The sequence below is a fragment of the Pseudomonas sp. Pseu.R1 genome, assembly GCF_045764065.1.
In the GTDB taxonomy this organism is placed as follows: domain Bacteria; phylum Pseudomonadota; class Gammaproteobacteria; order Pseudomonadales; family Pseudomonadaceae; genus Aquipseudomonas.
The window spans coordinates 4,607,091-4,628,727 of record NZ_JBJGEE020000001.1 but is presented as its reverse complement, the minus strand read 5'-3'; the positions used below and the strand labels follow the sequence as shown (position 1 = coordinate 4,628,727).

At 57.5% G+C, this 21,637-nt stretch carries 8 protein-coding genes, 2 tRNA genes and 3 rRNA genes; 3 read left to right on the top strand and 10 right to left on the bottom strand.

Annotation, left to right across the window (positions count from 1 at the left end; translation table 11 throughout):
• Positions 1-97: 97 nt before the first annotated feature.
• The 10 genes from recD to ACI5GA_RS21050 form a co-directional block, all read right to left on the bottom strand.
• A complete protein-coding gene (recD, locus tag ACI5GA_RS21095) occupies positions 98-2,185 on the bottom strand; it encodes an exodeoxyribonuclease V subunit alpha (RefSeq protein WP_421424162.1) in 2,088 nt (695 codons plus the stop codon).
• Positions 2,182-5,880 (bottom strand): exodeoxyribonuclease V subunit beta, encoded by a 3,699-nt coding sequence (gene recB, locus ACI5GA_RS21090; RefSeq protein WP_421424160.1) that lies wholly within the window; start codon positions 5,878-5,880, stop codon positions 2,182-2,184. The genes recD and recB overlap by 4 nt, the downstream gene beginning before the upstream one ends.
• Complete coding sequence (gene recC / locus ACI5GA_RS21085) at positions 5,877-9,362, bottom strand: exodeoxyribonuclease V subunit gamma (RefSeq protein ID WP_421424158.1); 3,486 nt, start codon at positions 9,360-9,362, stop codon at positions 5,877-5,879. Before recC ends, recB begins: the two co-directional genes overlap by 4 nt.
• Positions 9,363-9,492: 130 nt before the next feature.
• Positions 9,493-9,608: ribosomal RNA gene (rrf, locus tag ACI5GA_RS21080) — 5S ribosomal RNA — on the bottom strand.
• A gap of 138 nt (positions 9,609-9,746) precedes the next feature.
• Positions 9,747-12,634, bottom strand: a 23S ribosomal RNA gene (locus tag ACI5GA_RS21075).
• Positions 12,635-12,876: 242 nt separating this feature from the next.
• Positions 12,877-12,952: transfer RNA gene (locus ACI5GA_RS21070), tRNA-Ala, on the bottom strand.
• Between the two features lie 7 nt (positions 12,953-12,959).
• A tRNA-Ile gene (locus ACI5GA_RS21065) sits at positions 12,960-13,036 on the bottom strand.
• Between the two features lie 79 nt (positions 13,037-13,115).
• A 16S ribosomal RNA gene (locus ACI5GA_RS21060) occupies positions 13,116-14,652 on the bottom strand.
• The 16S, 23S and 5S rRNA genes sit together here with 2 tRNA genes alongside, the layout of an rRNA operon.
• A gap of 590 nt (positions 14,653-15,242) precedes the next feature.
• A complete protein-coding gene (locus tag ACI5GA_RS21055; RefSeq protein ID WP_404639356.1) occupies positions 15,243-16,736 on the bottom strand; it encodes a CoA-acylating methylmalonate-semialdehyde dehydrogenase in 1,494 nt (497 codons plus the stop codon).
• Between the two features lie 68 nt (positions 16,737-16,804).
• On the bottom strand, positions 16,805-18,151 hold the full coding sequence (locus ACI5GA_RS21050; RefSeq protein WP_421424156.1) for an aspartate aminotransferase family protein: 1,347 nt from the start codon (positions 18,149-18,151) through the stop codon (positions 16,805-16,807).
• Positions 18,152-18,291: 140 nt separating this feature from the next.
• On the opposite strand from ACI5GA_RS21050, the gene ACI5GA_RS21045 reads away from it, so the two are divergent.
• The 3 genes from ACI5GA_RS21045 to ACI5GA_RS21035 all read left to right on the top strand — a co-directional run bounded on the left by ACI5GA_RS21045 (position 18,292) and on the right by ACI5GA_RS21035 (position 21,605).
• Complete coding sequence (locus ACI5GA_RS21045; RefSeq protein WP_421424154.1) at positions 18,292-19,212, top strand: LysR family transcriptional regulator; 921 nt, start codon at positions 18,292-18,294, stop codon at positions 19,210-19,212.
• Positions 19,213-19,475: 263 nt separating this feature from the next.
• The gene (locus ACI5GA_RS21040; RefSeq protein WP_421424152.1) at positions 19,476-20,861 is read left to right on the top strand and encodes a uracil-xanthine permease family protein; all 1,386 of its coding nucleotides are present in this window, start codon (positions 19,476-19,478) and stop codon (positions 20,859-20,861) included.
• Positions 20,862-20,945: 84 nt separating this feature from the next.
• Complete coding sequence (locus ACI5GA_RS21035) at positions 20,946-21,605, top strand: TetR/AcrR family transcriptional regulator (RefSeq protein ID WP_404639348.1); 660 nt, start codon at positions 20,946-20,948, stop codon at positions 21,603-21,605.
• Positions 21,606-21,637 lie beyond the last annotated feature (32 nt).

Here is a 21,637-nt window from a genome sequence, read left to right as displayed (position 1 = left end):
GCGATGGGTTAAAGCATCCGAAGGAGATGTATCGGATGTGCCGGCCAATCGCGAATGAATTCGCTCCCACAGGGGGGCAACGCGTCGGGCAATGGTTTCACACTCCCAACATCAACCCGCTCAAGCGCTTGACCTTGCGCCGCAACGCCTCCTCAAACACACCCTGACGCGGTTCGATCAGGCTGAACCAGTGCTTGGCCCGCGTGATGCCGGTGTAGATCAGCTCCTTGGTCAGCACCGGGTTCAGCGCTTCAGGCAGGATCAACGCGGTGTGCGCAAACTCCGAGCCTTGAGACTTGTGCACAGTCATGGCGTACACCGTTTCCACGTCATTGAGCCGACTCGGCAACACGAAGCGCACCCCGCCTTCGCCGTCGTTGCGCGGGAAGGCCACGCGCAGGGCCGTGCGGTTTTCTTCCACCGGCCCTTCGGGCAAACGCAGCGCGATACCGATGTCGCCGTTCATCAAACCCAGCCCATAGTCGTTACGGGTCATCAGCACCGGGCGGCCTTCGTACCACTGCTGATCGCTGTCGATGAGGTCGGCGGCGAACAGCGTCTGGGTGATGCACTGGTTCAGCCCTTCGACGCCCCACGGCCCCTTGCGCACCGCGCAGAGCAGCTGGAATTCGTCGAAGGCGTTCAGTACCTTGCGCGCCCACTCCACACAGCGCGGGTCTTCGATGGACGTCAGATCCTCCGGACGCTGTGCTCGCATCAACGCCAGATAATGCCGATAGCCCTGTGGACCGTTGCCATGACCGTCGAGCAACAGCCGTGACAATGCCCGATCCTGCTCGCCCTTGAGCACCAGCGAGTACAAGTCCTTGAAGCCGCCATCGACCAACAGCGAACGCGCCTCCTGATCCTGTTGCTGATTGACCCGTTTGGCCAACTGCCCAATGCCGCTGCCCGCGCCGAAACGCCGGGAGTGGCGCAACATCACCACTTGCTGAGCCAGCGCATGATGCTGAGCATCGCCCTGCTGCAAACCGCTCTTGCTCAGGTCTTCACCACTGACCGACGCCAACCACGCCTGCGTCTGAGCGCTGTACATTCCGGCTTCCGCGTCGCGGCACAGATCGCCCAGCACCGCGCCCGCTTCCACCGACGCCAACTGATCCTTGTCACCGAGCAAGACCATGCGCGCATGGGGTGGCAACGCGTCCAGCAGGTTGGCCATCATTTCCAGGTCGATCATCGACGCTTCATCGACCACCAACACGTCCAGCGGCAACGGGTTGCCCGCGTGATGACGGAAGTGTCGTGTGCCAGGCCGGCTGCCGAGCAGACGGTGCACCGTGGTCACTTCGGCAGGGATTTTCTGCCGCACCTCTTCAGGCACTTTCAAGTCGCGCACCTGAACACTGATGGACTCGGTCAAACGCGCCGCCGCCTTGCCTGTGGGCGCGGCGAGTCGAATGCGCAACGGTTTGCCCTGCTCGACCGCAGGCGATTGCAGCAACGCCAACAAGCGCACGACCGTCGTGGTTTTGCCGGTGCCGGGGCCACCCGTGATGATGCTGAACGCGCCGCGAGTGGCGAGCGCACAGGCGAGCTTTTGCCAGTCGATCACGGCATCGGGGGCGGAACTGGCTTGACCGAACAATCCATCCAGCCGTTGCGCCAGATCACTCGGCGCAGGCTCCTGTTGGTTCAAGCGACGATGCAGCGCAGCATCGATCCTGCGCTCATACGTCCAGTAGCGACGCAGGTACAGGCGCCGATCAGACAGCACCAACGGTTTCTGCGCAGCCGCCTCGCTGTGATCCTCCGCCCTGGCCACCAATGGACTGTCCGCCAGCGCCTGGCACCACGACGCGCCATCCAGCGACTTGAGCAACGCAGACGGCAACAACATCGGCGTCGACAGCAAATCACCCTCAGGAGGCAACGACAGGGCGAAATCAGGCTCTTTCAACGTTTCGTACAAATCCAGACAGACGTGACCATGGCCAAGTTGATGACTGGTCAACGCTGCCGCCAACAGCACCAGCGAGTCGGCAGCGGGATCGAGATCCGCCAGAAACGCCACGAAGGCCTTGTCCAACGCGCGCAACCAGCCACGCTCGACCCAGCGCTCCAGCAACAGCAGCAGGTCGCCGACCCGGTTCAGCGGCTGGAGCGCCGCCAGGCTGTCGGCGTCCAATGGGGTCGGCAGCAAATGAGCGAAGGTGCGGTTCATGCCAAGTCTCCTGACAGCGCGTTGTCCTGCGTTACGGCTTTCCCTTGAAACAACCGATCGAGGCTTTCAATCAACTCGCGAGGGGGCCGGGTGAACCACGCGCCCTGGCTCGCAGCGCGGCTGCCGCGCACGAACAGATAGACCGCGCCACCCATGTGCCGGTCGTAATCGTAGTCGGCCAGACGCGCCTTCAATTGGCGATGCAGGGCCAGCAGGTACAACACGTATTGCAGGTCGTAGCGGTTTTCCAGAATCGCGCTGTCCATCGCCGCGAGGGTGTACGCCTCGTCATCGGCGCCCAGCCAGTTGGATTTGTAATCGGCCACGTAATAGCGGCCTTCGTGCTCGAACGTCAGGTCGATGAAGCCCTTGAACATGCCATTGAGCGACACGGTTTCTGCCGCCGCGCGAGGGGCGCCATTGTGGGTGTAACGACGGACCAGCGCGTCCATTTGTGCCACATCGACCGCCGAGCAGGCGAACCAGAATTCCATCTCGACACGGTATTGGTTCGGTTGATCGAGTTGGCGCAGCGCGACCGGTTGAACATCAGGCCCCAAGTTCAGCGGCATGTTCAGCAGGTGCGCCAACCAATCGGTCAGTGTCTCGATCCACCCCGTCCAGTGACGACGACCACATCGTTGACCGACCACCTTTTTCAGAACTGCCGAGTCATTGGCCACTGCCGAAAAGCCCTTCTCTCCCGCCCACTCCAGTAGGCCATGAAGGAAGGTGCCGGGATTCGGGCCGCGAGGAAATCGATGGATGTCGCCACCGCTGACCAGCGTCTCGCGCGGCGCGTCCGGGTCGAGGCGTTCGTCGTCGAACAGTTTCTGCGCCTGAGGGCTGTCCGGAGATTGATCGCCGCTGTCGGTGATAGTGTCACCGATGCGCAAGGCGCTGTAGGAGGCAATCCACCAGTTCTCCCTGGCGCTGCGCCGAGGCATGCGCGGTTTGCTCAACGCCACCTCACTACGGGGCGCAACGAACACGTCCTCAGTCGGCGCGGGCACGGGTTCAACGTGCAGTGTCGCTTGGTCGTTCGCGAGGGACTGCAGCCACTGAACGAGGGCCGTGGATTCGGCCAGCGCCTCGCCGCCGCCCAGCAGATAACCCAGCGCCGAGCGATGCAGAATCGAGCCTTTGGTGTTGCCGCGCTTGAGGTCCGCCACCCCCAGCCAGCAAGCGTGTTGTGCGCGCGTCAGAGCGACATAAAGCAAGCGCAGGTCTTCCGCGAGACGTTCGTCGTCGGCCTGCTCAATCAGCTCAGCGGTAGGATTGAGGCTGATCTGCGCCTGACCTTGGGCATCGTGAAAATGCAACGGCAAACGGCTGCCATCGACAAGCTTGGTCGAACAGATGAAGGGCAGGAATACCAACGGGTATTCAAGGCCCTTGGACTTGTGAATGGTCACGACCTTGACCAATTGCTCGTCGCTTTCCAGACGCAGAATCTGCTCTTCGCCCGCCTGCCCGGACAACGCCAGATGCTCGCCCAGATGACGAATCAGCGCCTGCTCGCCATCGAGTTCGGCAGCGGCTTGCTGCATCAACTCGGAGAGGTGCAACAGGTTGGTCAGAATGCGCTCGCCATCGCTGCGCTGAATCAGCGTTTGCGGCAATTTGAAGTCGTGCAGCAGGCGACGCAACATCGGCAATACGCCTTGGGTGCGCCAGATGCGGCGATAATCACGGAACTGCATGACGCGGTTTTCCCACGCCAGTTCGTCCTGATTGAGCCGCTCAAGTTCGACCAAAGGCAAGTTCAGGGTGATACACGCCAACGCGGCCCGAAGGGTGCGCTCAGCATCAGGCTCTGCACAGGCTTTGAGCCAGGCCAGCAAGTCGTGGGCCTCTTGGGAGGCGAACACCGAATCCTTGTCAGACAGGTAAACACTGCGCACGCCACGGGCCGACAGTTCGCCTCGCACCGCCTGCGCTTCCTTGCCGTCGCGCACCAGAATGGCGATGTTGGCAGGTTTCACCCCCTTCAATGGCTCGTCATCTTTGACGAAGCCTGCACGGCCCTGCTGCCCCGCGTTGAGCAGGCGGACAATTTCACTCGCGCAACTGGCGGCCAGTTGCTGCCGATACAGCGCGCCCGAAACCGGTTGATCACTTTCCAGTTGCCAGAGGTTCAAAGCGGCCAGCGTAGTGCCGTCCACTTGAAAGTGCTCATTGCGACCTTGCGACCCCACCGGCAGGAAAGGCACCGGGTTGTCATCGGCCACACGAAACAGAAACGCGCCGCGCCCGATCGGATTGTTCTCGGCGCGCAGGAAAACATGGTTCACCGCTTCGACCATGGCATGGCTGGAGCGGAAGTTGGTCCCCAGCGTGTGCAGACGCCCGGTGGTGGCCGTGCGCGCCCGTAGGTAGGTGTAAATGTCGGCGCCGCGGAAGGCGTAAATCGCCTGCTTGGGGTCGCCGATCAGGAACAGGCCGGTGCTTTCGTCGTTGGCTTCCAGGTGATAGATGCTGTCGAAAATCCTGTACTGAATAGGGTCGGTGTCCTGGAACTCGTCGATCAGCGCGACCGGAAACTGCTCACGGATCAACGTCGCCAGACGCTCGCCACCGGAGCCGCGCAAGGCAGCATCCAGACGTAGCAACATGTCATCGAAGCCCATTTCGGCGCGACGGCGTTTTTCCTCTTCGAAACGCCCACTGACCCACTGTGCGGCATGTTCCAGTACGGCAGCGTCGGGAGTCGGGAGAGCGTCGAGGGACGCTTTCAAACCCACCATGGCATCGAGGGCCGGGTGTGAGGGCGGCGTGCCTTTCCAGGCTTCGGCCATGCCATCGGGGGTCAGCCGTGAAAAGCCGGTGCCCAGATCAAGCTGTTCCTGTTCGCCGTCATTCGCCCAAGCGATCAACTTGTCGAACCAGGGCTTGAAGTAGCGCTCCTGCATCTTACGCCCGTCGACGGTCTTGTTCTTCACGCCGTCGGAGCAGATCTGGTGCAACTCGGCAGCCCATTCGGCCCACGGTGCTTTCAGGGCTGTCAGCGCCTGGCGGCGTTCATGAACGGCCGCTTCGATCAATTGCGTTGGTGTTTGGGTCACCGGGGCGCGGTCGTTGCCAAACATCGCGCGCACCCGTGGCAGCAACGCCGCCGGACCACCCCAGTTTTCGCGCACCCAGTTGAGCGCATCGCCGGTCATCGGGTAGCAGAACTTGCGCCAGTAATCGCGCAGCACTTCGCCGAGCAGATCGCTGTGGTCGGTTTCCAGACTTTGCGTGAACAGGCTGCCGCTGTCGAAAGCGTGCTCGCGCAACATGCGTTGACACCAACTGTGGATGGTCGACACGGCTGCCTCGTCCATCCACTGCGCGGCGATGTCCAGACGGCTCGCGCAACCGGCCCATTGCTCGGGTGCGAAGCTGTTGCGCAGGTCTTCGATCAAGGCGTCGGGCGCGTCTATCTCCTGGCGAAAGAAGCGTGCCGATTCGGCCAGTCGCGTGCGGATGCGGTCGCGCAGTTCTTTGGTGGCAGCGTCGGTGAAGGTCACTACCAGAATTTGCGGAGGCAGCAGTTCGCGGCCGAAGCCTGACAACTCGTCGCCATGACCCAATACCAAACGCAGGTACAACGCGGAAATGGTGAACGTCTTGCCGGTCCCGGCGCTGGCTTCGATCAGTTGACTACCTTTCAGGGGAAAGCGCAACGCGAGTGGTGGTTGTGTGCGGCTCATGCTCCGGCCTCCTCGCTGGACAGGGATTGCCAGGGCGCGTCGAAAATCGGTTTGTACAACGCCTCGCACCAGCCTACGAACTCTTCGCTATCGAGCAGGGCATCAAAGTCGGGAAACTGTCGGGCCAGCGCAGTGCTCTCAGCGCATTCGCCACTGACGTTCTGGCCATCGCCTTCATAGGTCTTGCGCGCAGCGGCTTCGGCTTTCTCTTCATCGCCTTGGCCGAGCCAGGCAAAGGCCGTTTTGATCGCGACGGGCAGCGGTCGTTGCATCCCATGCTGCCAAGCGAGCAGCAGGTCATTGAGGGTGTCGGTCGCGGTGGTTTTGGCCAACGGTGGCAACAGCAAGGTTTCGTCACTGGCCACCAGCGCGGTGGTCAGCGGCAGGTCACAGGCGCACGCCACCAGATGATTCACCCAAGGTTTGGTCAGGCGATGCCACTTGCGGGACTTCTTGCCGCCGATGGCGTTGGGAATCGCCGTCACGCTGAGTAGCTCGCCCTCCGCGTTCTGGTACAGACCGTCAAGCCAGCCGTCCAGTGCGATGCCCTGATATTCGTGGCTCATCGGCAAGGCGCTGTGCAGACGCTCCGGCCATTTGAACAGCAAGTCGTGGTAACGCCGAATCAGATCCGGCAACGGCTCAATCAACTCATCTTGTAGGAGCGCGCCAAACCCGGCCATTGGCAACAACCCGCTAGCCTGTAGGCGAACAGCCTGTGCCTTGAGGGAATCGTCCGCTTGCTCGGGTTCCAGCAACGCCGCTTGCAGTAAGCTGTCGCTCAACCCGTAGCGTTCAAGGGCATCGAGCACGAAGGGTTCTTCATCGGCCAAAGGCGCTTCTGCCACTTCGAAGAAAATCTTCAGACGCTGACTGAAGAAATGTTTGACCGGGTTGCGCAAAAAGTCCTGCAACAGCATCAGGCTCAACGGCTCATCTGGGTGGTGCTTTTCCAGCGATTTGGCAGAGCCTGTTTCGATGGCCGCTTCGTGCAGCACCTGCCACTCGCGGGCGAAGCTGAAAAACTCCAGGTTCTCCTGAAAATACTTGGCGCTGAACGGCTGTAGCGGATGTTCCAACGTGAGCTTGTGCAGCAACTGCTGGCCGGGGTCGCGTTTCTTTTCATCCTCAGGCTCGATGGCATCCACCAGTCGCCAACCGCTGGCCAGGTGATCACGCAACTGACCGATGAGCACCGAAGCCGGGCGTTCCGAGTTGTCGCGAATGCTGCGTCCCACCCAACTGATGTAGAGCTGATCGCGCGCCGACAGCAGCGCTTCGAGCAACAGATAACGGTCGTCTTCTCGACGGGAACGGTCGCCGGGGCGGTAGTCGCTGCCCATGAGGTCGAAGTCCAGTGGTGGTTGCGCACGGGGATAATCGCCGTCGTTCATGCCGAGCAAACACACGATTTTGAACGGAATGGCACGCATCGGCATTAAGGTGCAGAAGTTGACGGAGCCTGCCAGGAAGCGCTGAGACAACTTGCCCTGGTCCAGCCCGGCGAGCCAGGCTTCGCGAACGACGGTTAATGGGAGTTCTTCCTGCAACTCGACGACTTCACAGGTTTCCAGCCACGTCTCGCGAAGGGTTTCGAGCTGACCGAGCAGGTAGTCGTCGTGCTCACTCTCTGCGCTGAAAAATAGCTGCATCAAGGCCTGTAATCGCTCGCCCCAGACTGGCGGTGCGGCAGGTTGAGACAGCTCGGCGTGGGCAACTTGCAGTGCGTCGATCAGCGAAACCAAAGGGCCTATGAGGGCCGCGTCCAGCCCGCCAATTTCGTCATAAGGTTCGATGCCGTCATAGGCACTCCCGGCCCCCACTGCGTAACCCAGCAACATCCGGCGCAGGCCGAAGTGCCAGCTATTTTGTTCCAGTGCTTCGGGCAGTCCGAGGCCTTCACGTTGTTTGGCGTTCAGCCCCCAGCGTACGCCCGCGCCTTCGATCCAGCGGTGGAGAGTGGGCAAATCACGCTCGTTGACACCAAAACGTGCGCGCAGAGCCGGGACGTCGAGCAAGTCTAGAATTTCGCTGACCGGGAATCGGCTGTCGGGAATGTTCAGCAGATGCTCGACGGCGATTAGCAGCGGGTCACGACCGCGTTGGCCTTGGTCCGCCAGGGTGAAGGGGATGAAACGACGGTCGTCGCGATCCAGTTGCCCGAACACGGCACGAATATGGGGCGCGTAGCTGTCGATGTCCGGGACCATCACGATGATGTCTCGTGGGCGCAGATCCGGGTCTTTACTGAAGCGCGCGAGGAGTTGATCGTGCAGCACTTCCACTTCACGTTGTGCGCTGTGAGCCACATGGAAACGGATCGAGCGGTCGCTCTTGATATCGACAGCAGGCCAGCGCTCGCGGGTTTCATTCAGGGGACGCAGTTCAAGGATGTCGTCTTGTAGCTGGCTGAGTAGCGTCTGGGGTTCACTGTCGCTGAACAGATCAATGCGACCGTCGCGAAAAATAGAACGGTAGCTGTTCGGATCGTCATGGCTGTCGAGCAGGTTGATGTAGTCGCGACCTTGCTTGCCCCATGCGGCCAACAATGGATGGGCATGTTGATGCAGTGCGTCCGGGTCGAGCACGACCGGCATGCCAGCCTTGCGCGACTGCCGTTTGTATTCGTGACGCAGCAGATCCTTGTCAGCGACGATGTCCGCCCAATGGTGGCGACAGGGGTTGTGCACGCACAGCAGCACCTGACTGAAACGCGCCAGACCGGCCAAGGCTTCCAGTGCCTGGGCGGGCAATGAAGAAATACCGAAGACGATGACCCGAGCGGGCAGCCCCACGGGGGCTTCAGTGAGGTTGTTGATTCGCTCCATGTAACGCTGATGCACACCTGCACGGCTCTGAGCCATGCCCTCAGCACCGACATCGTCAAGCAACGCACGCCACAGCTCGGCTTGCCAGCAGTTCTCAGGCTTGAGAGGGCTGACCTCTCCCCGTACATTTTTCAGTTGATGTAGGCCCGCCGCCCAATCCTCCAGCCAATCAGCGCGATACACCTGATACTGGTCGAACAGGTCGGCCAGTCGCTCGGACAACTGATAGCGTTTGCGCAGGTCGGTGTCGGCGGTCAAGAAGCGTTGCAGAGGTTCGAAGTGAGGCTGATCGATCAACGCCGGGAGCAAACGCATCAGCCGCCAAGTCAGGGGGGCCTTGTCGAGCAACGAGGTTTCCGGGATCTCGTCTTTTCCCAGCACGGCTCGGTATAGCTGCCACATGAAGCTACCGGGTAACTGAACATCAATGGCCGCCGCGATTCCGCAGCCGCCAAGATCATCGTCCAATGCGTCTTCCGCCAATGCCAGTTTCAGCCACTGGGCGATGCCGTTGCTCTGTACCAGAGCGATTTCGTTTTCCAGCGGAGTCAGCGGATAGCGTCGCATCCACGACACCACAAGACTACGCAGCTCATCCGGCCGATTGCCATGCACGACCATGAATCCCGGGTTGAGGCTGGATGTCACCGGCATAGCTGCTTCCTTGGCGTTTGAAGAGGGAGAAGACTAACAGAGGGAGAGGGTCTTGTTGCTCATGGACTTTTCCAAACCCCGGAAAAGACAAAACCCCGTCTGCTTTCGCAAACGGGGTTCTGCAATTGAATCTTGACGATGACCTACTCTCACATGGGGAAACCCCACACTACCATCGGCGATGTATCGTTTCACTTCTGAGTTCGGGATGGGATCAGGTGGTTCCAACACTCTATGGTCGTCAAGAAATTCGGTGTGCCGACTCGTCTTTCGACGCTTCAGCAAATCAGGTATGTGATATCCGTTCGTGACGCAAACTCTCGGTTCGTGTCGTCTCCACAGTCACCGCAATCCGGCCCTTGGCTCAAATTGCTTGGGTGTTATATGGTCAAGCCTCACGGGCAATTAGTATGGGTTAGCTCAACGCCTCACAGCGCTTACACACCCCACCTATCAACGTCGTAGTCTTCGACGGCCCTTCAGGGAACTCAAGGTTCCAGTGAGATCTCATCTTGAGGCAAGTTTCCCGCTTAGATGCTTTCAGCGGTTATCTTTTCCGAACATAGCTACCCGGCAATGCCACTGGCGTGACAACCGGAACACCAGAGGTTCGTCCACTCCGGTCCTCTCGTACTAGGAGCAGCCCCTCTCAAATCTCAAACGTCCACGGCAGATAGGGACCGAACTGTCTCACGACGTTCTAAACCCAGCTCGCGTACCACTTTAAATGGCGAACAGCCATACCCTTGGGACCGGCTTCAGCCCCAGGATGTGATGAGCCGACATCGAGGTGCCAAACACCGCCGTCGATATGAACTCTTGGGCGGTATCAGCCTGTTATCCCCGGAGTACCTTTTATCCGTTGAGCGATGGCCCTTCCATACAGAACCACCGGATCACTAAGACCTACTTTCGTACCTGCTCGACGTGTCTGTCTCGCAGTCAAGCGCGCTTTTGCCTTTATACTCTGCGACCGATTTCCGACCGGTCTGAGCGCACCTTCGTACTCCTCCGTTACTCTTTAGGAGGAGACCGCCCCAGTCAAACTACCCACCATACACTGTCCTCGATCCGGATGACGGACCTGAGTTAGAACCTCAAAGTTGCCAGGGTGGTATTTCAAGGATGGCTCCACGCAAACTGGCGTTCACGCTTCAAAGCCTCCCACCTATCCTACACAAGCAAATTCAAAGTCCAGTGCAAAGCTATAGTAAAGGTTCACGGGGTCTTTCCGTCTAGCCGCGGATACACTGCATCTTCACAGCGATTTCAATTTCACTGAGTCTCGGGTGGAGACAGCGCCGCCATCGTTACGCCATTCGTGCAGGTCGGAACTTACCCGACAAGGAATTTCGCTACCTTAGGACCGTTATAGTTACGGCCGCCGTTTACCGGGGCTTCGATCAAGAGCTTCGCTTTCGCTAACCCCATCAATTAACCTTCCGGCACCGGGCAGGCGTCACACCCTATACGTCCACTTTCGTGTTTGCAGAGTGCTGTGTTTTTAATAAACAGTCGCAGCGGCCTGGTATCTTCGACCGGCATGGGCTTACGGAGCAAGTCCTTCACCCTCACCGGCGCACCTTCTCCCGAAGTTACGGTGCCATTTTGCCTAGTTCCTTCACCCGAGTTCTCTCAAGCGCCTTGGTATTCTCTACCTAACCACCTGTGTCGGTTTGGGGTACGGTTCCCGATTATCTGAAGCTTAGAAGCTTTTCTTGGAAGCATGGCATCAACCACTTCGTGTTCGAAAGAACACTCGTCATCAGCTCTCGGCCTTGAAACCCCGGATTTACCTAAGATTTCAGCCTACCACCTTAAACCTGGACAACCAACGCCAGGCTGGCCTAGCCTTCTCCGTCCCTCCATCGCAATAACCGGAAGTACAGGAATATTAACCTGTTTTCCATCGACTACGCTTTTCAGCCTCGCCTTAGGGACCGACTAACCCTGCGTCGATTAACGTTGCGCAGGAAACCTTGGTCTTTCGGCGTGGGTGTTTTTCACACCCATTGTCGTTACTCATGTCAGCATTCGCACTTCTGATACCTCCAGCAAGCTTCTCAACTCACCTTCACAGGCTTACAGAACGCTCCTCTACCGCATCACCTAAGTGATACCCGTAGCTTCGGTGCATGGTTTGAGCCCCGTTACATCTTCCGCGCAGGCCGACTCGACTAGTGAGCTATTACGCTTTCTTTAAAGGGTGGCTGCTTCTAAGCCAACCTCCTAGCTGTCTAAGCCTTCCCACATCGTTTCCCACTTAACCATGACTTTGGGACCTTAGCTGACGGTCTGGGTTGTTTCCTTTTCACGACGGACGTTAGCACCCGCCGTGTGTCTCCCATGCTCGGCACTTGTAGGTATTCGGAGTTTGCATCGGTTTGGTAAGTCGGGATGACCCCTAGCCGAAACAGTGCTCTACCCCTACAGTGATACATGAGGCGCTACCTAAATAGCTTTCGAGGAGAACCAGCTATCTCCGAGCTTGATTAGCCTTTCACTCCGATCCACAGGTCATCCGCTAACTTTTCAACGGTAGTCGGTTCGGTCCTCCAGTCAGTGTTACCTAACCTTCAACCTGCCCATGGATAGATCGCCCGGTTTCGGGTCTATTCCCAGCGACTAGACGCCCTATTAAGACTCGCTTTCGCTACGCCTCCCCTATTCGGTTAAGCTCGCCACTGAAAATAAGTCGCTGACCCATTATACAAAAGGTACGCAGTCACCTAACAAAGTAGGCTCCCACTGCTTGTACGCATACGGTTTCAGGATCTATTTCACTCCGCTCTCCGCGGTTCTTTTCGCCTTTCCCTCACGGTACTGGTTCACTATCGGTCAGTCAGTAGTATTTAGCCTTGGAGGATGGTCCCCCCATGTTCAGACAAGGTTTCTCGTGCCCCGTCCTACTCGATTTCATTGACAAGAGGTTTTCGCGTACAGGGCTATCACCCACTATGGCCGCACTTTCCAGAGCGTTCCGCTAACCTCAAATCAACTTAAGGGCTGGTCCCCGTTCGCTCGCCACTACTAAGGGAATCTCGGTTGATTTCTTTTCCTCAGGGTACTTAGATGTTTCAGTTCCCCTGGTTCGCCTCTTGCACCTATGTATTCAGTGCAAGATAACGGTCTTGTGACCGCTGGGTTCCCCCATTCAGACATCTCCGGATCACAGTCTGTTTGCCGACTCCCCGAAGCTTTTCGCAGGCTACCACGTCTTTCATCGCCTCTGACTGCCAAGGCATCCACCGTATGCGCTTCTTCACTTGACCATATAACCCCAAGCAATCTGGTTATACTGTGAAGACGACATTCGCCGAAAGTTTGCTATTCACAAACTTTACCTTAGCCTGAAGTTCCACCAGTGAAAGTGGCCTTCAGTCTATCTTTCTATCACATACCCGAATTTTTAAAGAACGATCTGATCAAAGACCAGAAATCAACATTCATCATCAGCCTGATGGAATGCTCATTTCTAAGCTTTAAGCAACACAAGCAGCGGCAAACCAGTAAATGGTGGAGCCAAGCGGGATCGAACCGCTGACCTCCTGCGTGCAAGGCAGGCGCTCTCCCAGCTGAGCTATGGCCCCAGGGAACTGGTAGGTCTGGGCAGATTTGAACTGCCGACCTCACCCTTATCAGGGGTGCGCTCTAACCAACTGAGCTACAGACCTATTAAAGGCTCTGCTTATCGTCTTCTTCAATGAATCAAGCAATTCGTGTGGGAACTTGCGAAGCAGCCGAGTCTTCGATTAAGGAGGTGATCCAGCCGCAGGTTCCCCTACGGCTACCTTGTTACGACTTCACCCCAGTCATGAATCACACCGTGGTAACCGTCCTCCCGAAGGTTAGACTAGCTACTTCTGGTGCAACCCACTCCCATGGTGTGACGGGCGGTGTGTACAAGGCCCGGGAACGTATTCACCGCGACATTCTGATTCGCGATTACTAGCGATTCCGACTTCACGCAGTCGAGTTGCAGACTGCGATCCGGACTACGATCGGTTTTATGGGATTAGCTCCACCTCGCGGCTTGGCAACCCTTTGTACCGACCATTGTAGCACGTGTGTAGCCCAGGCCGTAAGGGCCATGATGACTTGACGTCATCCCCACCTTCCTCCGGTTTGTCACCGGCAGTCTCCTTAGAGTGCCCACCATAACGTGCTGGTAACTAAGGACAAGGGTTGCGCTCGTTACGGGACTTAACCCAACATCTCACGACACGAGCTGACGACAGCCATGCAGCACCTGTCTCAGTGTTCCCGAAGGCACCAAACCATCTCTGGTAAGTTCACTGGATGTCAAGGCCTGGTAAGGTTCTTCGCGTTGCTTCGAATTAAACCACATGCTCCACCGCTTGTGCGGGCCCCCGTCAATTCATTTGAGTTTTAACCTTGCGGCCGTACTCCCCAGGCGGTCAACTTAATGCGTTAGCTGCGCCACTAAAATCTCAAGGATTCCAACGGCTAGTTGACATCGTTTACGGCGTGGACTACCAGGGTATCTAATCCTGTTTGCTCCCCACGCTTTCGCACCTCAGTGTCAGTATGAGCCCAGGTGGTCGCCTTCGCCACTGGTGTTCCTTCCTATATCTACGCATTTCACCGCTACACAGGAAATTCCACCACCCTCTGCCCTACTCTAGCTTGCCAGTTTTGGATGCAGTTCCCAGGTTGAGCCCGGGGCTTTCACATCCAACTTAACAAACCACCTACGCGCGCTTTACGCCCAGTAATTCCGATTAACGCTTGCACCCTCTGTATTACCGCGGCTGCTGGCACAGAGTTAGCCGGTGCTTATTCTGTCGGTAACGTCAAAACAGCAAGGTATTAACTTACTGCCCTTCCTCCCAACTTAAAGTGCTTTACAATCCGAAGACCTTCTTCACACACGCGGCATGGCTGGATCAGGCTTTCGCCCATTGTCCAATATTCCCCACTGCTGCCTCCCGTAGGAGTCTGGACCGTGTCTCAGTTCCAGTGTGACTGATCATCCTCTCAGACCAGTTACGGATCGTCGCCTTGGTGAGCCATTACCTCACCAACTAGCTAATCCGACCTAGGCTCATCTGATAGCGTGAGGTCCGAAGAGCCCCCACTTTCTCCCGTAGGACGTATGCGGTATTAGCGTCCCTTTCGAGACGTTGTCCCCCACTACCAGGCAGATTCCTAGGCATTACTCACCCGTCCGCCGCTGAATCAGAGAGCAAGCTCCCTTCATCCGCTCGACTTGCATGTGTTAGGCCTGCCGCCAGCGTTCAATCTGAGCCATGATCAAACTCTTCAGTTCAATACTGCAATCGGGTTTTGAGAAAACCCTATAAACTTGGCTCAGCAATCGTTGGTTAAACCATGATTTCTCGTGGAGTAATTTGCGATGCTGATAATCTGTTGACTTCAGTCTTACAGCGCAAGCACCCACACGAATTGCTTGATTCAGTTGTTAAAGAGCGGTTGGTCAAGAATCTTTCGTCTCAACCGAGGCGCGCATTCTACAGCAGCGCCTCATCTTGTCAAGCGGTTATTTTCAGAAGTTTTCAAAATTTCTTTTTCAACTTCAACCACTTGCGCTTCGTTCGATTTGGCATCTCACGTTAGCGGGAGGCGAATTCTACAGCGTTACTCGCTGCTGTCAACACCCTTTTTCACCGCTTTCGATTCGAGCCACAAGCCGGAAAACCGAAGCACTTCCAACCCTATCTAGAAACCGTTAACTCGTTGATCTACAAGGAGTTTTCGGTTCCGACTGCGCCGGAAGTGGGGCGAATTATAGAGACATCTGCAGGGGCGTCAACCCCTTTTTTCACTTATTTGTCATATCGGTCAGAAACAGCCCAAAAGCAAAGGGGCGAGCCTTGCGGCTCGCCTCTTTCTTCAGCGTTACAGACTGGGGAACGCGAATTGCGATGCCTCATGGCTCGCACGCTGCGGCCAGCGCTGAGTAATTGCCTTGCGACGCGTATAGAACCGCACCCCATCCGGGCCATAGGCATGCAGATCTCCAAACAGCGAACGCTTCCAGCCGCCAAAGCTGTGATATGCAACCGGTACCGGCAGCGGCACGTTGACGCCAACCATGCCTACTTCGATCTCATCGCAGAACAGGCGCGCCGCTTCGCCATCACGGGTGAAGATGCAGGTGCCGTTGCCGTATTCATGATCGTTGATCAGTTGCATCGCCTGTTCAAGGCTGTTCACCCGCACGATGCACAGCACCGGCCCGAAGATTTCTTCTTTATAGATACGCATATCAGGCGTGACCTGATCGAACAGGCATCCACCCAGGAAGAAACCATCTTCATGGCCAGAGACTGTCAGCCCACGACCATCCACGACCAGCTTCGCACCCGACGCCACGCCGTCTTCTATATAGCCACTGACTTTGTCGCGATGCTGCCCAGTAACCAACGGCCCCATGTCCAAGCCACAGGAAGTGCCCGCACCGATCTTGAGTGCCTTGATTTGCGGAACCAGCTTGGCCACCAACGCATCAGCCACCTGGTCACCGACACACACGGCCACAGAAATCGCCATGCAGCGCTCGCCGCAGGAACCATAGGCTGCACCCATCAATGCACTGACCGCGTTATCCAGATCGGCATCCGGCATCAACACCGCGTGGTTCTTGGCACCGCCCAGCGCCTGAACACGTTTGCCGCGTGCAGTCGCTTCTTTATAGATGTACTCGGCGATTGGCGTAGACCCTACGAAACTCAGCGCTTTGACTTCCGGCGCTTCGATCAGCGCATCCACTGCTGCTTTGTCGCCATGCACTACGTTCAACACGCCTTTCGGCAAACCGGCTTCGTGCAACAGTTGTGCGATCAGTAGCGTAGAGCTTGGGTCACGCTCCGAAGGCTTGAGAATGAAACAGTTGCCGCACGCAATCGCCAACGGGTACATCCACAGCGGCACCATGGCCGGGAAGTTGAACGGGGTGATGCCGGCAACCACGCCAAGCGGCTGGAAGTCCGACCAGGCATCGATGTTCGGCCCCACGTTGCGGCTGTACTCGCCTTTGAGAATTTCCGGGGCAGCACTGGCATACTCGACGTTCTCGATACCCCGTTTCAGTTCACCGGCTGCGTCTTCCAACGTTTTGCCGTGTTCTTCGCTGATCAGTTGCGAGATCCGTGCCTCGTTCTGCTCCAGCAATTGTTTGAAGCGGAACATGATTTGCGCACGTTTCGCGGGCGGCGTGTTACGCCAGGCCGGGAAGGCGGCTTTGGCCGAATCGATGGCCTGCTGAACGGTTTCACGGCCGGCCAGCAGCACCTTCTTGGTCGCCTGCCCTGTGGAAGGGTTGAACACATCGGCGGTGCGGCCATTGTCGCCGACCAACTCGCCGTGAATCAGGTGTTGAACGATGCTCATGTTTGACTCCGAAAAAGGTAACCCACAGGCGCAACCAAGCTGCGCCTGTTGTTAAGAAGAAAGATTGATCAGTCGATCTGATTGAGCGCTTCGCCCACCGCATCGAACATGCGGTCCAGGTCCTGAGGCTTGCTGTTGAAGGTTGGGCCAAACTGCAGGGTATCGCCGCCGAAGCGCACGTAGAAACCCGCTTTCCACAACTTCATCGCCGCTTCGAACGGACGCACAATCGCATCGCCATCGCGAGCAGCGATCTGAATCGCACCCGCCAGACCGAAGTTGCGAATGTCGATCACGTTCTTGCTGCCCTTCAATCCGTGCAGCGAATTCTCGAAATGCGGTGCGGTTTCAGCGACCTGTTGCACCAGATTCTCACGCTTGAGGATGTCCAACGCCGCCAGGCCCGCCGCACAGGCAACCGGGTGCGCGGAATAGGTGTAACCGTGCGGGAATTCCACCGCGTACTCAGGCGTCGGCTGGTTCATGAACGTCTGGTAGATCTCGGAGCTGGCGATCACCGCGCCCATCGGAATCGCACCGTTGGTGACCTGTTTGGCGATGCACATCAGGTCCGGCGTCACACCAAAACTGTCTGCACCAAACATGGCGCCGGTACGACCGAAACCGGTGATCACTTCATCGAAGATCAGCAGGATGTTGTGCTGATCGCAGATTTCACGCAGACGCTTCAGGTAACCCTGTGGTGGCACGATCACGCCAGCAGAACCCGCCATCGGTTCGACGATAACGGCAGCGATGTTCGACGCATCATGCAGCTCGATCAGCTTGAGCATCTCGTCTGCCAGCGCGATACCGCCCTGCTCTGGCATCCCACGAGAAAAAGCGTTGCTGGCCAGCAAGGTGTGCGGCAGATGGTCGACGTCCATCAACTGGCCGAACATTTTGCGGTTACCGTTCACGCCCCCCAGACTGGTGCCCGCAATGTTCACGCCGTGGTAACCACGGGCACGGCCGATCAGCTTGGTCTTGGTCGCTTGACCTTTCAAACGCCAGTAAGCACGGACCATCTTCACCGCGGTGTCAGCGCATTCAGAGCCAGAGTCGGTATAGAAAACGTGGTTCAGGTTGCCCGGCGTCAGGTCGGTGATTTTTTCAGCCAACTGGAACGAGAGCGGATGACCGAACTGAAACGCAGGCGAGTAGTCCAGCGTGCTTAGCTGCTTGGCGACCGCTTCCTGAATCTCCTTGCGAGTATGGCCCGCGCCACACGTCCACAGACCTGAAAGGCCATCGTAGATCTTGCGCCCCTTATCGTCTGTCAGGTAACCGCCTTCTGCCGCCACGATCAGTCGCGGGTCGCGCTGGAAATTGCGGTTTGCAGTGTAGGGCATCCAGTGCGCATCGAGCTTGAGCTGACTGGCCAGAGACATATCGGACGATTCGGGCATGTTCATTGGAATAACCTCACAAGGACGTGGGTGGCCTGTCTTCCTCTCCCTTGAAAGGAAGCAGGGCCGGTTGCAGCTACGTTGCCATGGGCATAAAGTCGCTAAAATCCTGCTTTTATGATCTTTAGTTACTGGACTGCTAAACAATGAGCACTCGCCGTTCTGACCCGCTGGCGCAAGTCAGCGACTTCGACATTCGTCTGTTGCGCATCTTTCGAAGCGTAGTCGAGTCAGGGGGGTTCTCTGCAGCGGAAAGCGCGCTCGGCATCGGCCGTTCGGCGATCAGCCAGCAGATGAGTGATCTTGAACAGCGTCTAGGGTTGCGCCTGTGTCAACGAGGCCGCGCAGGTTTTTCGCTGACGGAAGAAGGCCGCGAGGTTTATCAGTCGTCGCTCCAGCTTTTGAGCGCGCTTGAGAGTTTTCGTACCGAAGTGAACGGCCTTCACCGACATTTGCGCGGTGAACTGAACATCGGCCTGACTGACAACCTCGTCACCCTGCCCCACATGCGCATTACTCACGCCCTTTCCCAGTTGAAAGAGCGTGGGCCGGACGTGCACATCAATATCCGCATGATCGCGCCTAACGAAGTGGAGCAAGGTGTGCTCGACGGCAGCCTGCATGTCGGCGTGGTACCACAGGCGACGGCCCTCTCCGGCCTTGAATATCAGCCGCTGTACAGTGAGCGTTCGCTGCTCTACTGCGCGGTGGGTCATCCGCTGTTCTATGTGGACGATGCGCAGTTGGGCAATGAGCGTCTGTCCGATCAGGAAGCCATCGCCCCCACTTTTCGCTTGCCTGCTGATATTCAAGCGCACTATCAGGCACTCAAGTGCACGGCCAGCGCGTCCGACCGGGAGGGCATGGCATTTTTGATTTTGACGGGCCGCTTTATTGGCTATCTACCGGACCACTACGCGATGTTTTGGGTGCAGCAGGGACGGTTGCGGGCGCTGAAGCCTCAGGCGCGGTTTTATGATCTGAGTCTGGTGACCGTGACTCGCAAAGGCCGTCGCCCTCATTTGGTGCTAGAGAGTTTTCTGGAGAGCCTGGCTGCTACACGATGAGGCTGGGTGTCTGCTCACTGGCAAATCCCAACGATATTCAGATTCTTTTTTCGAATGGCAAGCCTATGTTTATAAAAGGAAATGTTTAGACATGCCCATAACTACCTGATCACTTGGACAGGTTTTTGCAGTGACAGGCCCATAAAGGTTGGTGGCTGAATATCCTGATCGCGAGCAAGCTCACTCCTACAGGGAGAGGGGATGTTTCGCAGGGCAACAGGCCACTTTCCAATCTGGCCAGACACAAAAACCGAGAACCCAGCATGCAGCCCAACGCGTCAGACACCCACGACCTGATCTACGGCCTCAACGACCGTCCGAAACCCGCGCCCGCCATTCTGGCCGCCGCGCAGCATGTGCTCGCCGCCTTTGTTGGCATCATTACGCCCCCCTTGATCATTGGTTCCGCGCTGGGACTCGGGGCCTATTTGCCCTACCTGATCAGCATGGCGTTGATGGTTTCGGGTGTAGGCACGTTCATTCAGGCGCGTCGTCCTTTCGGCATTGGTGCGGGAATGATTTGCCTGCAAGGCACCAGCTTCGCCTTTTTGGGCGCAGTGCTGTCAGCCGGTTTCATGGTGAAACAGCGGGGTGGCAGCCCCGAAGACATCATGGCGATGGTGTTTGGTGTGTGTTTTTTCGGCGCACTGGTGCAAGTCGTGTTGAGTCGCTGCATGGGTCAACTGCGTCGAGTGATCACACCGTTAGTGACCGGGATCGTCATCACGTTGATTGGCGTCAGCCTGATCAAAGTCGGCGTGACCGATCTGGGCGGCGGCTTCAACGCGCCCGATTTCGGCGAACCCGTCAATCTGATTCTGGGCGTGTTCGTGCTGCTGGTAATCATCCTGCTCAACCGTTCGAACACGCCATGGGTGCGACTGTCAGCCATTATCATCGGCCTGGCAGTTGGCAGTATTGCGGCCTGGTTCAGCGGCAAACTCGTTCCGCACTCGATCAGCGATGTCGAATTGATCAGTGTCCCAACCCCCTTCCGTTTCGGATTCAGCTTCGACTGGGCCGCTTTCCTGCCGGTCGCGCTGATTTATCTGATCAGCAGCATCGAAACTGTCGGTGATCTCACGGCCAATTGCATGTTGTCCCGCGAACCCATCGAAGGACCAAGCTACATCGCGCGTTTGAAAGGCGGTGTTCTGGGCGACGGCGTCAGTTGCATGATCGCCGCAACCTTCAGCGCCTTCCCGAACACCACGTTCGCGCAGAACAACGGCGTGATTCAACTGACCGGTGTGGCCAGCCGCTACGTGGGCCTGTACATCGGCGCGATCCTGTTCTTACTCGGACTTTTCCCGGTCATCGGCGCGATTCTTCAGCAGATCCCCAAGCCAGTGCTCGGAGGCGCAACACTGGTGATGTTCGGCAGTGTCGCGGCAGCGGGCGTTCGAATTCTTGCGCAATCGTCACTGGATCGGCGCAGCATGTTGATCATCGCGACCTCATTCGGCGTGGGCCTGGGCATCGCCGCACAACCGACGCTGCTACACCACTTGCCCCAACTGGTGCAGAACCTGTTTGACTCGGCGATCACCAGCGGTGGCCTCACAGCGATCGTGATGTGCCTGCTGTTGCCTGAAGCCAAGGCGACCAGCGCCGTAAAAAAGCCGGAAATTGAAGCCCTTGAGCACTGATTTTCATCGTCAACGCTTGTCGGATCGTCTTGGGTGCGTTATCTGTTCACCCCGTCGCACCCACTGATCCGTCTGGAACCGCACATGACCCTTGAAGTCCCTGCTCACAGCGTCAGCGCCACCAAACCGGCGAGCCGTATTCGCCAGAAGAACGAAGAAGCGATCATGAAGGCTGCCGAGGACGAGTTCGCGCGTCACGGCTTCAAAGGCACCAGCATGAACACCATCGCTCAGAATGCCGGGCTGCCCAAGGCCAACCTGCATTACTACTTCACCAATAAGTTGGGGCTGTACATCGCCGTCTTGAGCAACATCATTCAGTTGTGGGACAGCACCTTCAATAACTTGAAGGTCGAGGATGATCCGGCTCAGGCATTGGCCCAATACATCCGCGCAAAGATGGAGTTTTCCCGACGCCAGCCACAGGCTTCGCGCATCTTCGCGATGGAGATCATCAGCGGTGGCGAATGCCTGAATGAGTATTTCAGCCAGGATTACCGGACCTGGTTTCAGGGGCGAGCGTCTGTGTTCCAGGCCTGGATCGACGCTGGAAAAATGGACCCGGTCGACCCGGTTCATCTGATTTTTCTGCTGTGGGGCAGCACGCAGCATTACGCCGACTTCGCCACTCAGATCTGCCAGGTCACGGGGCGCTCGCGCCTGACCAAGCAGGATATGGAAGAAGCGGGCAACAACCTGATTCGCATCATCCTGAAGGGTTGCGGACTGACCCCGCTGATTTGAATGTACGAAATCTCCTGATTTTTAGCTGGAAC

Bases quoted from the DNA above. Each gene is read 5' to 3' on its own strand.
- recD (WP_421424162.1), bottom strand. From the start codon at position 2,185: ATGAACCGCACCTTCGCTCATTTGCTGCCGACCCCATTGGACGCCGAC.
- recB (WP_421424160.1), bottom strand. From the start codon at position 5,880: ATGAGCCGCACACAACCACCACTCGCGTTGCGCTTTCCCCTGAAAGGT.
- recC (WP_421424158.1), bottom strand. From the start codon at position 9,362: ATGCCGGTGACATCCAGCCTCAACCCGGGATTCATGGTCGTGCATGGC.
- ACI5GA_RS21055 (WP_404639356.1), bottom strand. From the start codon at position 16,736: ATGAGCATCGTTCAACACCTGATTCACGGCGAGTTGGTCGGCGACAAT.
- ACI5GA_RS21050 (WP_421424156.1), bottom strand. From the start codon at position 18,151: ATGAACATGCCCGAATCGTCCGATATGTCTCTGGCCAGTCAGCTCAAG.
- ACI5GA_RS21045 (WP_421424154.1), top strand. From the start codon at position 18,292: ATGAGCACTCGCCGTTCTGACCCGCTGGCGCAAGTCAGCGACTTCGAC.
- ACI5GA_RS21040 (WP_421424152.1), top strand. From the start codon at position 19,476: ATGCAGCCCAACGCGTCAGACACCCACGACCTGATCTACGGCCTCAAC.
- ACI5GA_RS21035 (WP_404639348.1), top strand. From the start codon at position 20,946: ATGACCCTTGAAGTCCCTGCTCACAGCGTCAGCGCCACCAAACCGGCG.